At 73.1% G+C, this 14,109-nt stretch carries 6 protein-coding genes; 5 read left to right on the top strand and 1 reads right to left on the bottom strand.

Features of this window, described 5'->3' with window-relative positions:
• Nucleotides 1-21 precede the first annotated feature (21 nt).
• The 4 genes from WMF33_RS08045 (at nt 22) to WMF33_RS08030 (ending at nt 9,337) form a co-directional block, all read left to right on the top strand.
• Nucleotides 22-1,653 (top strand): lipopolysaccharide biosynthesis protein, encoded by a 1,632-nt coding sequence (locus WMF33_RS08045; protein ID WP_437336590.1) that lies wholly within the window; start codon nt 22-24, stop codon nt 1,651-1,653.
• Between the two features lie 203 nt (nt 1,654-1,856).
• Nucleotides 1,857-3,530: an energy-dependent translational throttle protein EttA gene (gene ettA / locus WMF33_RS08040; protein WP_437336589.1), complete on the top strand. Its 1,674-nt coding sequence runs from the start codon at nt 1,857-1,859 to the stop codon at nt 3,528-3,530.
• A 94-nt stretch (nt 3,531-3,624) separates the two neighbouring features.
• Entirely contained in the window at nt 3,625-4,809 is a 1,185-nt protein-coding gene (locus WMF33_RS08035; RefSeq protein WP_437336588.1) for an endonuclease/exonuclease/phosphatase family protein, read from the top strand.
• A 34-nt stretch (nt 4,810-4,843) separates the two neighbouring features.
• Nucleotides 4,844-9,337, top strand: a complete 4,494-nt coding sequence (locus tag WMF33_RS08030) for a translocation/assembly module TamB domain-containing protein (RefSeq protein WP_437336587.1) — start codon at nt 4,844-4,846, stop codon at nt 9,335-9,337.
• A gap of 17 nt (nt 9,338-9,354) precedes the next feature.
• Here the strand turns inward: WMF33_RS08030 and WMF33_RS08025 are convergent, their stop codons facing one another.
• A complete protein-coding gene (locus WMF33_RS08025) occupies nt 9,355-10,167 on the bottom strand; it encodes a phosphate/phosphite/phosphonate ABC transporter substrate-binding protein (protein ID WP_437336586.1) in 813 nt (270 codons plus the stop codon).
• A 329-nt stretch (nt 10,168-10,496) separates the two neighbouring features.
• On the opposite strand from WMF33_RS08025, the gene WMF33_RS08020 reads away from it, so the two are divergent.
• Nucleotides 10,497-14,108, top strand: a complete 3,612-nt coding sequence (locus WMF33_RS08020) for a POTRA domain-containing protein (protein ID WP_437336585.1) — start codon at nt 10,497-10,499, stop codon at nt 14,106-14,108.
• Nucleotide 14,109: the final 1 nt, after the last annotated feature.

The following is a 14,109-nucleotide window of genomic DNA, read 5'->3' as shown; positions in this document are numbered from 1 at the left end:
TGCTTCTGCGAGAACCGCGCCGTGTCGCGCGCCGCCGAGCCCCTCCCGCCGCCCGAAGCCCCCGCCCCCTCGCAGGCCCCCCCGGACCCCGCGCAGGCCGCCCCGTCCCCCGCCGCGCCCTCTCCCGCCCCCTCCACCGCCCGCTCCGCCGGCCGCGGCGGCCTCGCCATCGCTGGCGCCAAGGTCTCCTTCATCGTCTTCGGCTTCGTCCAGCAGCTCATCCTCCCCCGCCTGCTCGGCACCGACGGCTACGGCGCCGTCTCCGTCGTCTTCGCCGGCGTCGGCGTCGTCAACAACGTCATCGTCGCGACCGGCATCCAGGGCGTCTCCCGCGCTGTCTCCAGCGTCGCCGACCGCGACGCCGCCGAGGCCTTCCGCCGCACCCTCGCCCTCCACGCCGTCCTCGCCATCGCCGTCTCCTCGGCCTTCGCGCTCCTCGCCGGCTCCATCGCCGACTTCTCCGAGGCCCCGCACGTCGCCGGCCCGCTCCGCCTGGCCGCCGCCATCGTCCTCCTCTACGGCCTCTACGCCCCGCTCGTCGGCGCCCTCAATGGCCAGCGCCGCTTCCTCACCCAGGCCGGCTTCGACATCGGCTACGGCGCCCTCCGCACCGCCAGCGTCGCCGCCGGCGCCCTCCTCTTCCTTCGCGCCGGCCAGAGCGGCGTCCTCGGCGCCATCGCCGGCTTCGTCACCGCCGCCGCCATCATCGTCCCCCTCGCGGCCCTCAAGACCGGCTTCGGACGCCCCGGCAGCGCCGGCCCCTCGATCCGCGAGCACCTCGTCTTCCTCCTGCCCCTCGCCGTCTCGCAGACCTTCCTCAACTTCCTGCTCCAGACCGACTTCTTCCTCCTCCGCCGCTTCCTCGGCCAGGCCACGAACGGCCTCGCCCTCGGCGCCAGGGCCGCCGACGACCTCATCGGCGTCTACCGCGGCGCGCAGCTGTTCGCGTTCCTCCCCTACCAGCTGCTCCTCTCCGTCACCTTCATCCTCTTCCCCATGCTCGCCCGCGCCCACGCCGAGAACGATCGCGCCGCGGTCCGCCGCTACGCCATGACCGGCGTCCGCCTCTCGTTCCTGCTCACCGGCCTCCTCGTCGCCCCCATCTCGGGCCTCGCGCCGCACGTGCTGCGCTTCGCCTTCCCCGTCGAGATCTGGAGCCGCGGCGGCGACACGCTCCGCGTCCTCTCCCTCGGCATGGGCGCCTTCGCCATCCTCGGCGTCGCCTCGGCCGCGCTCACCAGCCTCCACCGCGAGCGCGTCGCCGCCGCGCTCACCGCCGCCACGGTCCTCCTCGTCGCCGTCGGCTGCTCCGTCGCCGTGCCCCGCGCCGCCTTCGGCCCCGACATGCTCGTGAGCTCCGCGACCGCCACCTCGCTCGCCCTCGCCACCGCCGCGGTCGTCGCCGGCGCCCTGCTCCACCGCGCCGCCGGCGGCTTCGTCCCCGCGGCGACGGCGCTCCGCGTGGGCGTCGCGCTCGCCGCCGCGATCGCCGTCGGCGCGCGGCTGCCGTGGCTCGGCAAGATCGCCGTGCTCGGCGAGGCGATCGCCGTCGCCCTCGTCTACGTCGCCCTCCTCGTCGCCACGCGCGAGGTCGGCCGGAACGACCTCGCCGTCCTGCGGCAAGCGTTCGGCCGCAGAGGCCGCCCGGTGTGAGCCGAGCGGCGATCGCCGCCCCGCCAGCGCCGCCCCCGCCGCCCGCCCTCGACCCCTCTTGACCGACAGCCGGCAATCTCGCATACGCGGGTCTCCCCGATCCCGAACGCGGCCGGAGCCCGCTCGGTCGACGCGCGGTCGACCCAGCGCCCGCCCATCCCCGCTCCCCTCTGCCCGCCGGGCTCGCACACGCAGGAGATACCGTGGCGCCTCAATTCATCTTCACGATGCAGGATGTCCGGAAGGTGCACCCCCCGAACAAGGAGGTGCTCAAGGGCCTGTGGCTCTCCTTCTACCCGGGCGCGAAGATCGGCGTCCTCGGCGCGAACGGCGCCGGCAAGAGCACCCTGCTCCGCATCATGGCGGGCGTCGACAAGGAGTACCTCGGCGAGGCCAAGCCCGCCGACGGCATCCGCATCGGCTACCTCCCCCAGGAGCCGCAGCTCGAGGCCGGCAAGACCGTCCAAGAGCACGTCGAGATGGCCGTCCACGACGTCCGCTCCCTCGTCCAGCGCTTCGAGGAAATCGGCGCCAAGCTCGGCGAGTCGCCCCCCGACATGGAGGCGCTCCTCGAGGAGTACGCCGCCCTCCAGGACAAGATCGAGGCCGCCAACGGCTGGGAGATCGACCGCGTCGTCGAGCGCGCCATGGACGCCCTCCGGCTGCCCCCGCCCGACGCCGACGTCACAAAGCTCTCCGGCGGCGAGCGCCGGCGCGTCGCCCTCTGCAGGCTCCTCCTCGAGAAGCCGGACATCCTGCTCCTCGACGAGCCGACCAACCACCTCGACGCCGAGAGCGTCGCCTGGCTCGAGCGCTTCCTCCACGAGTACCCCGGCACCGTCGTCGCCGTCACCCACGACCGGTACTTCCTCGACAACGTCGCCGGCTGGATCCTCGAGCTCGACCGCGGCGCCGGCATCCCGTACGAGGGCAACTACACCGGCTGGCTCGAGCAGAAGAAGAAGCGCCTCGAGCTCGAGCAGAAGCAGGAGAGCGCGCGCAAGCGCACCCTCGAGCGCGAGCTCGAGTGGGTGCGCATGGCCCCGCGCGCCCGCCAGGCCAAGAGCAAGGCCCGCCTCGCCGCCTACGAGTCGCTCCTCGCCGAGGACAAGTCGAAGAAGGTCGAGGAGAACGAGATCGCCATCCCCGCCGGCAAGCGCCTCGGGAACGTGGTCGTCGAGGCCGACCACCTCCGCAAGGGCTTCGGCGATCGCGTCCTCATCGACGACCTCACCTTCTCGCTCCCGCGCGGCGGCATCGTCGGCGTCATCGGCCCGAACGGCGCCGGCAAGACCACGCTCTTCCGCATGATCATGGGCCAGGAGCAGCCCGACGGCGGCGCGCTCCGGATCGGCGAGACCGTGGAGCTCGCGTACGTCGACCAGTCGCGCGACGCCCTCAACCCGAACAACAGCGTCTGGCAGGAGATCTCCGGCGGCGAGGACCGCCTGCTCGTCGGCAAGCGCGAGGTCAACTCGCGCGCCTACGTCGCGAGCTTCAACTTCGCCGGCAGCGACCAGCAGAAGAAGGTCCGCGACCTGTCCGGCGGCGAGCGCAACCGCCTCCACCTCGCCAAGCTCCTCCGCCGCGGCGGCAACGTCCTCCTGCTCGACGAGCCCACGAACGACCTCGACGTCGACACGCTCCGCTCGCTCGAGGAGGCGCTGCTCAACTTCGCCGGCTGCGCCGTGGTCATCAGCCACGATCGCTGGTTCCTCGACCGGATCGCGACCCACATCCTCGCCTTCGAGGGCGACAGCAAGGTCGTCTGGTTCGAGGGCAACTACGCCGACTACGAGGCCGACCTGAAGCGCCGCCTCGGCGCCGACGCCGCCGAGCCCCGCAAGATCCGCTACCGCAAGCTCACCGCGAGCTGACGTGGCGCAGCGCACGGCCGCCCGCGGCGCACCCCCCTCGGAGCACGGTTCCGAGCTGGCGTGACGCGGGCGCCCGCACTAGCTCTTTCCCCCCATGGTCCGGAGCCCCCTTGGCGCGTGGTGCGCATGGCTCGGCGTGGCCGCCGCGGTCGCGACGACGGCCGTGGCCGGCTGCCGGGACGCCGCCGAGACCCGCTCGCCGTTCACGGCGTCCCCGTCACACGCGGGCGGCGGCGGGGCCGCGGGGGAGGGCGGCGCGGGTGGCGCCGGCAGCGCGGGCGTCGGTGGCTCGGACGGCCACGGCGCCGGCGGCTCGGGCGGCCGGGCCGAGGGCGCGGGCGGCCGGGCCGAGGGCGCGGGCGGCCGGGCCGAGGGCGGCTCCGGGGGCGCCGGCGGCCACGGCGCGGGCGGCTCGGACGGCGGCGGCGGGCCGGTCGACCCGCCGCCGGACGCGCCGCTCTCGATCGTCACGTGGAACACCAAGGATTTCTTCAACGACAAGGACGACACCGAGGGCGACGCCGAGATCGTGCTCAGCCCCGCGGAGTACCGCGAGAAACGCGAGGCGATCGCGGCGGTGCTCGAGGAGCTCGATCCCGACGTGGCGGTGCTCCAGGAGGTCGAGCACCTCAGCGTCCTCAAAGACCTGAACCGCATCGAGCTCGGCGGGGCGTACCCCCACGCCGCGCTGGTCGAGGCGTACGATCCGCGCGGGATCGACGTCGGCGCGCTGTCGAAGATCCCCTTCGACAAGGTCGTGTCGCACCGGGACGACCGCTTCACGCTGCGCGGAACATCGGGGCCCGTCTACACGTTCACCCGCGACTGCATCGAGCTCCACCTCTCCCGGGGCGGCCGCAAGGTCATCCTGCTGGGGGTCCACTTCAAGGCCAAGGCGGCGCCCGACGACCCCGACCGGCGCCTCGCCGAGGCGCAGCGCGCCCGCGCCATCGCCGACGCGCTCGCCGCGGAGCACCCCACCGCCGCGATCGCCGTGCTCGGCGACTTCAACGACGTCCCCGGCTCCCCCCCGGTCGAGGCCGTCGCCGGCGCCGGCCCGGGCGCGTTCGAGGACGCCGCGGCCGCGGCGCCGCCCGCGGACCAGTGGACGTATGACTTCCGCGGACAGCTAGAGCTCATCGACCACCAGATGGTCAACCCGCTGCTCTGGCGGATGCTCGACCCGCGCTCGATCCGGATCCCCCACGGGCCGTCGATCGAGGGCGCGAGCGACCACGCGCCAATCTTTTCCGGATACAGGATCACCCCGCCCACGTAAGCGTTCGACCGCGCATCAGCTAAGCTGCGCCCCGATGCACGGCACGAGGAGAAAGGGCTCCCCGCCGAGAGCCCGCAGGGACTGGGGGCGCCTCGCCGTGCGCGTGCTGTGCGTCGTGTTCGCGGCGATCGGGGCGATCCCGCTCGCGGTCGGCTTCCTCGTGCGGACCGAGACGGTGCGGGCCTGGGCGGCCTTCGAGACGGCCGCGCTGCTGGAGAACAAGCTCGGCATCACGGCCCGCTACGACGTGCGCGTCCAGGCCTGGCCGCTGATGGTCGGCCTGAACCGCCTCGTCGTCGACTCCTCGGACGGCGGCGCGCCGTTCCTCGAGCTGGAGCGCGTGGCGATCCGCCCGCGCCTGTTCTCGCTGCTCGCGGGGCGCATCGACGCGGGCGACGTCGAGATCATCGGGCCGCGCGTCCGCGCGGTCGTGAAGGACGGGGAGCTCCGCAACTTCAAGCTCCCCGACACCGGCAAGAGCAGCGGCGGCGGCGGGCTCGACCGCGCGCCGCTCTCGTCGGTGGCCATCACCGACGCGCGGGTCGACCTGACGATCGACAACGTCCGCGTCCAGGCCCGCGAGGTCGACGTCGACGTCTCCGCCGAGCCGTCCAGCGTGTTCGAGATCGCGATGCGCTCCGGCTTCGTCTCGGTCGTGCACACGCACCCCGCGCCCGGCCGCGAGGCCGAGGAGGACAGCGTCGACGAGGACGTGATCTGCCGCTTCGACACGCGCATCAGCGTCGAGCCGGACCGCGCGCTCGTCCGCCGGCTCATCCTGGAGGGCGCCGCCGACTTCGATCCGGATCCCGGCACCGCGCCGCCGTGCGGGCTCCAGGGCAGCGACTGGCGGCGGGTGGAGCTCGAGCTCGGCGCCCTCCGCGCCGTCGGCCTCGGCGGGGGCATGCCCCACCGGATCGAGGGCCGCGTGCGGGCGCGCCTGCCGGTGCCGATCGTGCACCGCTTCGTCAACCTGCCGCCCGCCTCGGGCTCGGTCGCGATCGACGTGGACGCCGAGTACGACGCGGCGGCCGCGCCGCTCGGCCTCGCGCTGCCGCGCGTGAAGGGGACGCTCGCGCTCGACCAGCCGGGCCTCGACGGCAGGGTCTTCGTGACGCGCCTGTCGGGCAAGCTCTCGACGACCCCCGACGCCGTGCAGCTCTCCGACGCCGACGTCGCCTGGGCCGACGGCACGCTGAAGATCTCCAGCGCCGAGGTCAAGCCGTTCGAGAAGGGCGTGCCGCTCCACGCGGGGCCGATCGACCTCGCCAACATCGAGCTGCCCGGCCTCCTGCGCGACCTCGGCGTGCACCCGCAGGCGCACGTCGCCTGGACGCTGCGCGAGGGCCGGTTCGACCGCTTCGGCGGCACGCTGGTCCCGCTCTCCCTCGAGGGCCCGCTCGCCGTGCAGACGCGCGGCTTCGACATCTTCGATCGCCCGACCAAGGACCCGGCCCGCCAGCGCCTGATGGGCGTGAAGGAGGGCTCGGTCCGCGGCTCGTTCCAGGTGCGGCCGAACGCCGTCGTGCTCTCCGGCTTCTCGATCGACACGCCGAGCTCGCACCTCCGGACCACCGTCTCGCTCGGCTTCAACGACCAGCTCGGGGTCGAGGTCCACCCGGGCTCGCGCGTGGATCTCGCCGAGGTCTCGCCGCTCGCCGACCTCGAGCTCGCCGGCGTCGCGTCGATGAGCGCCTCGATGCACGGCTCCTACGCGCACCCGAAGCTCAAGGGCGAGGTCGGCATCGAGAAGTTCGTGTTCGCCGGGTTCCCCATCGGCGACCTCGAGCCGTCGCCGGTCGCGTTCGAGCCGCTCGCCCTGACGCTCGAGAACGCGCGGGTGCGGCACGGGGCGAGCCGCATGCGGGTCCCCTCGCTCAAGGTCGACTTCGACCCGGCGGGCAACCTGCCGAAGGGCCGCCCGCTCGACAGCTCGTCGGGGGTCGTGGTCGTGGACGCGTCCGTGGACACGCGCGAGGCGCCGCACCTCGCCGCGCGCGACCTGCTCGAGATGCTCCGCCTCGAGAAGGATCCGCGGTACGTCGCCTACAAGGCGACCGCGAGCGGGACGGCGCGGGCCCACTTCGCGCTCGGCGGCCCCGAGGACCGCTGCGGCGGCGGCTACCTCGCCGTGAGCGCCGGGATGCGGCTCAGCGGCATCGAGCTCCTCGAGGAGCGCTTCGACGAGGGCGAGGTCGACGTCAACCTGATCTGGGACGATCAGGCCGCCGGCGGCGACGGGATGCGGCTCGACGTCCGCTCGGCGTCGCTGCGCAAGGGCACGGGCTCGGTGCTGGCGAGCGTGTCCATCGCGCACGGCGGCGCGCTGAAGGGGAGCGTCATCGCGAGCGGCCTCCCGCTCACGCGCATCGACGCGCTCGGGCCGGCGGGCTCGCTGTTCGACGGCTCGGTGTCGCTCGTGGCGAGCCTGGGCGGCACCGTGAGCAGGATGGCCGGCTTCGCGGACGTCCACGTCTCGCGCATCGGCATCCGGCGCTCGCACGCGAGCCTGCCCCCGTCGCGCGTCGAGCTCACGATCGTGCCCCAGGACAAGCCGCCCAAGGTCCTCGGCAGGACGCCGATCTGCGGCAACCCGATCGGCGCGCCGTTCGACCCGGCGGAGTTCGACCGCGACCTGCCCGACGGCTCCTTCGTCGCGAACGGCTCGCTCTTCGGCGGGCAGGTCGCGCTGGAAGGGGTCCGCGTCACGCGCCAGCAGCGCAAGATCGTGGACGGCAAGGTGCGCATGGAGGCGCTCGACCTCGGCACCCTCGCGAACCTGATCCCGGGCGTCGCGTTCTCGGCGGCGACGCCGAAGGGGACGCTGACGGCGTCGCTCGACATCGAGCGGCTCCCGCTCGCGGATCCGAAGCAGGCGGCGCTCACGCTGACCGTGGGCGCGCTGAAGCTCGAGCGGGAGGGCCAGGGGGTCCACCTCACGGCCCCGAGCGGGCCGATCCGCCTCGCGGGCAACGCGCTCACGGTGCCGGAGCTCCACATGGAGGCGCACACGGCCTCGCGCCTGTCGGCCGCGTTCACCGCGTCCGGCGAGGTGAAGCGGGTGTTCACCGCGCCGGACCTCGACGTCGGGATCCGGGTCAGCCCGACGAAGCTGGCGAGGCTCAGCGCCGACATCCCGCAGATCCGGCACGCGCGGGGGACGGTGCAGGCCGACGTCCGGATCACGGGTCCCCTCCAGGGGCTGCGCTACGCGGGCTCGGCGACGCTCAAGGAGGGGGAGCTCGACGTCGTGGGGCTGCCGGTGTCGCTCGACGACATCGACGTGGAGATCGCGATCGACGACGACCTGGTGCGGCTCACGCGGGCGACCGCGCGGGTCGGCACGGGCACGGTGAGCGCGGTCGGGAACATGCCGGTGCGGGGCCTGAACCTCGGCATGGCGACGGCCTCGATCGTGGCGACCGGCGTGAAGCTGCCGGTCGCGGACGGGGTGAACCTCACCGCGAACGCGAACCTCACGGCGCGCTTCCAGCCCGGCGTCGAGGACGACGGGTCGGGCGAGAAGAACCTCCCGCACGTCGAGGGCAGGATCACGCTCACGTCGTTCAACTACACGCGCCCGATCCTGATGAGCATGGACCTCGGCGACCTCACGGGCCGCCAGCGGACGACGGTGCAGACCTACGACCCCGCCGCCGACGCGGTCCGGTTCAACGTGGTCGTGCTCTCGCCGAACCCGCTCCACTTCTCGAACGATCTCGCCGACATGCGGCTCGAGGTCTCGCCCACGGGGCTCGAGCTCTCGGGCACGAACCAGCGCTTCGGCGCGCGCGGGTCGCTGCGCATCCTGCCCGACTCGAAGCTCATGCTGCGGAGCACCGAGTTCAACGTGCGGGAGGGCTACGTCCGCTTCGACGACCCGTTCCGCATCGCCCCGAAGGTCGACGTGCGCGCCGAGAGCGAGTACCGCCGCTACACGGCGATGAGCAGCGCCGCGGCGGACCCGGCCGCCGGCGCGGAGGCGCCGGCGGCCGCGAGCGCGGGCATCGGCGCCGGCGCGAACGCCAGCGGGCACTGGCGCATCAAGCTGCACGCGCAGGGCGACGCCGACAACCTGCAGCTCAACCTGACGAGCGATCCGCCGCTCAGCCAGGAGGACATCGTCCTGCTCCTGACGCTCGGGATGACGCGCGCCGAGCTCAACCAGGGGGTGGTGTCGTCGCTCGGCGAGACCGTGGGCCTCGAGGCGCTCTCGTCGCTGACCGGCGCGGACAAGGCGGTGAAGACCATCGTCCCGATCATCGACGAGTTCCGGTTCGGCACGGGCTACTCGTCGAAGAACGGCGCGCCGGAGCCGACGGTGACCCTGGGCAAGCGCATCACGGACGCGGTGCGGGCCAACGTCACGACGGGGCTCTCGCAGGGCAGCCAGGTGCGCGCGGGCGTCGAGGTGAAGCTCAGCGACCGCATGAGCGTGCAGGGGTCGTACGACAACGCGAACGACGCCTCGAGCTCGCCGGTCGGCAACCTGGGCGCCGACCTGCGGTGGCGGCTCGAGTTCGAGTGACGCCCGGGCGGCGGCCGTCAGGTGGCCGCGGCGAGCGCCGCGGTGGCCGCGTCGAGCGCGCCGTACCGGTCGTCGCGGCCGGACACCCACTGCTTGTGGCCCATGAGCTCGAAGATGCGCCGGTGCTTCGGGTTCTTCCAGGTCATGCTGAGCAGCGCGCGCTGGAACGCCTCGGCCTTGGCCTCGGGCAGCGCCGGCAGCGCGTCGAACATGGCGAAGTCGTAGGCCGGCGTCGTCCAGAGGACGTCGACCCGGCGGAGGTCGATGTGGCCGTTCGCCTGCTCGGCCAGCCACACCGCGTCGCCGACCGCGGCCGCCTGCGCCTTGCCCTCGTGCAGCGCCGCGAGCGCCTGGACCTCGCTCGTCGCGGTGTCCCCGTGCTTGCCGAGGTCCACCTCGAACGGCATGAGCTGGATCTTGTCGACGGCCACCCCCGCCTGCCGGAGGAAGTGGAGCGGCAGGATGCGCGCGTGCGCGGAGTCGGCGCTCCCCACCGCGAGCACCTTGCCCTCGAGGTCGCTGAGCGCGCCGACCGCGGCGTCGCGGCGGACGAGGAGCTTGCTGTGGAAGTCGCGGTCGACCTCGCGCATGGCGAGCGAGCGGGAGCGGCCCTCGGTCTGCCGCTTGACCCGCACGTGCGACATGGCGCTGTTCCAGGCGACGTCGATGTGCCCGCGGATCAGCGACTCTACCTGGCGCTCGTAGGTAGAGAAGAGCGCGAAATCAATCAGGATTCCATGTTCACGGAAGTGCTCGCGCAGGCTCTCCCACAGCGTCACCACCTTGAGGTCGTGCGCCACGGCGCCGACAAGCATCGCCAGGTCCTTCATCCGGTGCCTCGCACGGGCGGCGACGCTAGCACGAGGTCCGCCCGCCGAGAGCCCCGCGTCTCGCACATCGGCGCCTCGAGGCGTGGATCGGGTGGGGCCTGGGCCTGCGGGGGGCTGGAGCTCGCGCGTCCCGTGTTGGGGCGCGAACGGGGCGCGGCGAGCGGCGGAGGGGGACGGGCGCGCGTCGACGTCGCCGGGGCGGGGCGCGCCGGCGACGTCGACGCGCGGGCGGCCTCTTGCCAAAACGCGGCCCAACCGGGCTACGCTGCGCTCCTCGTGCACGCCGGCGCCGGTTCATTTCGTTTTCGTCCCCCGGCGCTCCGCGCCTGATGGCTCGCTTTCGCTCCGTCCTCATTCCCCTGGCGTTCGGCCTTTTGCCGCTCGGTGTGCTCGCCGTCCCCGCGCGCGCCGAGCAGGCGCCCGTGCGCGTGGCCCAGGTGGACGACGAGGACGCCGGCGGCTCGAACCAGGTTCCGGTCAACCCGGGTCGGGCCAACCCCAACCCCAACCCGGGTCGGGTCAGCAATCCCAACCCCGGTCAGGTCGGCCCGGCCCAGCCGAACCCCAACCCCGGTCAGGTCGGCCCGGCCCAGCCGAACCCCAACCCCGGTCAGCTCAACCCCGGTCAGGTCGACCCGGCCCAGCCGAACCCCAACCCGGGTCAGGTCAACCCGGGTCAGCCCAGCCCCGCGGAACCCGCCGGGCCCCCGGGCAACGCCGGCACCGACCCCATCGACGTGCCGTCGCTCCAGCAGCCGCTCGCCCTCGGAGAGCTCGTCGGCAAGCCGATCGTCCGCATCGACGTCGCCGCGCTGGGCGACCGCTGGGTCATCGTCTCGCCGGTCACCAGCGTCGAGCTCGGTGAGCCGCTCAGCCCCGACGCCGCGCGCCGCGCCATGCGCGAGCTGCTCGCCTCCGGCAACTTCGCCCGCGCGTCGGCCGAGGCCTACCTCCTGCCGGACGGCGCCGCGCTCCGGATCCTCGTCGTTCCGCGCCGGCTCATCGCCACCATCCAGATCGCCGGCGGCGCGCTCGATCGGCAGAACACCCTCGAGGCCGCCGGCATCGCCGAGAACGGCGAGATCACCGCCGCGGCGCTCGCCGAGATCGGCCCCCGCGTCCGCGCGTTCTACGCGGAGCACGGCTACCCCGCCGCCGCGGTCACGGTCCGCGCGGTCGACACCGACGATCGGTCGCAGATCCTCCTCGCCCTCGACATCGAGGCCGGCGCCCCGCGCGTCGTCTCCCAGCGCGTCTTCGTCGCCGACCCGCGCGCGCACCGGGAGCTCGGCTCGCTCAAGGAGCGCTACGGCCTCGGCGTCGGCGCCCGCGTCGACGAGCCCGCCCTCGCCGAGGCCGACCGCGAGATGACCGAGCTCCTCCGCCGGAGCGGCTTTCACGACGCCGAGGTCTCCCACCGCGTCCTCGCGGTCGGCCCGAACAACTACCTCTACGTCTACCTCAACCCGGGCGCGCGCATCGTCCCCGCCTTCGACGGCAACCGCGCCTTCGATAACGACGCCCTCGAGGACGCGCTCGGCCTCGGCGAGACCACCGAGACGAAGCCGGACGATCTCGCCGACCGGCTCACCGCGTTCTACGTCGCCCGCGGCTTCCTCGACGCCAAGGTCACCCCGTCGCTCGGCGGCAAGCCGGACGATCCGGTCCGCTACCTGACCTTCACCATCCGCGAGCACGAGCAGGTGCGCGTCACGAAGCGCGTCTTTCCCTGCCTCACCGGCGACCTCAGTCCGGACGACCTCGGCCGCGAGATCGAGAGCTTCCTCGAGGAGGACCTGCCCGGCGCCGACGCCTTCTCGATGCCCGACCCGCGCGGCATCTCGGACCTGTTCGGCCCGACCCGCGGCGCCGGCGGCCGGGCCAAGCCGGTCGAGCTCATCCCGGCGATGACGTACGCGCAGGAGACCTACGAGCGCGCCCTCAAGCACCTGCGCGACCTCTACTTCAGCAAGGGCTACCTGAACGCCGTCGTCGGTCCGGTCTCGGTGCTCCGCGCCACCTGCTCGCGCAGATCGAAGCCGGGCGCCTGCATCCCCGAGCCGGTCGCCGAGCGCGTCACGGCCCAGTGCCGCACCGACGCGCTGGGCCTCCCCCTCCCCGAGCCGCCCGTCCCCGCCGCCCTCACCTGCCGGCCCGACCCGGCGCGGCACATCGCGTGCGCCCCCGAGGTGACCCTCCGCATCCCGGTCCACCCCGGTCCGCAGACGCGGCTCTACGATCTCGCCTTCGAGGGGAACAAGGGCTTCTGCGGCCAGCCCGGCCTGAGCGAGCGGGATCGGGATTTCTGCGCCGACGAGCGGCCGTTCAGCGAGCGCTGGCTCAGCGAGGTCGCGGACCTGAAGGTCGGCCAGCCGCTCTCGACGCTCGACCTCGACGCCGCGCGGCTGCGCATCCTCGATGCCTACCGCGACCTCGGGTACGCGTTCGCCGAGGTCCGCACGGCCATCGAGCCCTCGCCCGACCGCACGCGCGCCCGCGCGCGGTTCATCGTGTCGGAGCGGGATCGGGTGATGGTCACCGGCATCGTCGTCAAGGGCGCCGTGCGGACCGACGAGCAGCTGATCCTCCGCCGCGTGCTGCTCCGCGAGGGCGCGCCGTTCCGGCAGTCGCAGGCCCGCCTGAGCGAGGAGCGCATCGCCACGCTCGGCCCCTTCTCCAGCGTGTCCATCTCGCTGGAGGACCCGGAGGTCCCGCAGAAGAACAAGCGCGTCGTCATCCACGTGGTCGAGCAGCTGCCGCAGTACCTGAACCCGCAGATCGGGTTCTCGACCGGCGAGGGCGTGCGCTTCGCCTTCGAGTACGGACACCGCAACATCGGAGGCCTCGCCATCGGCCTCACGATGCGCGTCCAGCTCAGCTACCTGTTCGAGTTCATGGTCGTCGACCCGGCGGCGCGCCGCCACTACCACGAGCTCGACGACGACGATCAGCTGGAGCGCCGCAACACGATCGCGGTCACGCTCCCGGACATCGGCCTCGGCCCGCTCGTCAGCCTGTCCCTGTCGGGCATCGACGTGCGCGACAACCAGCTCGACTTCGGCTTCACGAAGCAGGCGCTCATCCCCGCGCTCACCTACCGCCCGCGGCGCGCCGTGACGACGCAGCTCGCCGTCTCGACCGAGCTGAACGACGTCGGCTTCTTCCAGGGCGCCGTCGGCACCGAGAAGCGGGACATCCTCAATCAGCTGCGCATGCCCGAGGGCCGCACCATCGCCCTGGCGCAGCGGATCGACGCGTCCTGGGACACCCGCGACACCCCCTTCGCCGCGACCCGGGGATTCCTGCTCTCCGGCGGGGTCGAGCACGTCGACGCGTTCGACGTGTTCGCCTCGGGCGAGTCCCAGTCGGACTTCCCCGAGAGCCACTTCCTGCGGTTCACGGGCCGCGTGTCGGGCTACATCCCGCTCGCGCGTCGGGGGCCCGTCCTCGCGCTGAGCCTGTCGGGCGGCTACATCCACCCGCTCGTGGCCAACAGCGGCACGTATCCCGACCGCCTGTTCTTCATGGGCGGCGTCGACTCGCTCCGCTCGCACCTCGCCGAGTCGCTGTACCCCGAGGACGGGCTGGAGGAGGCGAGAGACGCGCTGTCGAAGAATCAGGACCCCGAGGACGACGACGTCCAGATCTCGACGGACGACATCCCCCGCGGCGGAACGGTGATGGTGAATCCGCGCGCCGAGCTGCGCATTCCGCTGACCGATCTGCTCCAGCTCGGGATCTTCCTCGACGCGGGCAACCTCTGGATCCGCGCGAAGAACGTGAACCTCGACCCGCGGCTGCTCCGCTACGGGCTCGGCGCCGGCCTGCGGGTGAACACCCCCATCGGCCCCCTGGCCTTCGACTACGGCTTCAATCTGGCCCCGCGCGAAGAGCTCGACGAGATCGACGGCGCCCTCCACTTCTCCGTGGGGCTCTTCTGAC

This window comes from Sorangium sp. So ce394 (assembly GCF_051474665.1).
Lineage (GTDB): Bacteria > Myxococcota_A > Polyangia > Polyangiales > Polyangiaceae > Sorangium > Sorangium cellulosum_D.
This window is presented reverse-complemented; position numbering and strand designations above follow the sequence as displayed.

Excerpts from the sequence above, each read along its gene's own strand:
- WMF33_RS08025 (WP_437336586.1), bottom strand. The coding sequence starts at position 10,167 with ATGAAGGACCTGGCGATGCTTGTCGGCGCCGTGGCGCACGACCTCAAG.
- WMF33_RS08030 (WP_437336587.1), top strand. The coding sequence starts at position 4,844 with ATGCACGGCACGAGGAGAAAGGGCTCCCCGCCGAGAGCCCGCAGGGAC.
- WMF33_RS08020 (WP_437336585.1), top strand. The coding sequence starts at position 10,497 with ATGGCTCGCTTTCGCTCCGTCCTCATTCCCCTGGCGTTCGGCCTTTTG.
- WMF33_RS08035 (WP_437336588.1), top strand. The coding sequence starts at position 3,625 with ATGGTCCGGAGCCCCCTTGGCGCGTGGTGCGCATGGCTCGGCGTGGCC.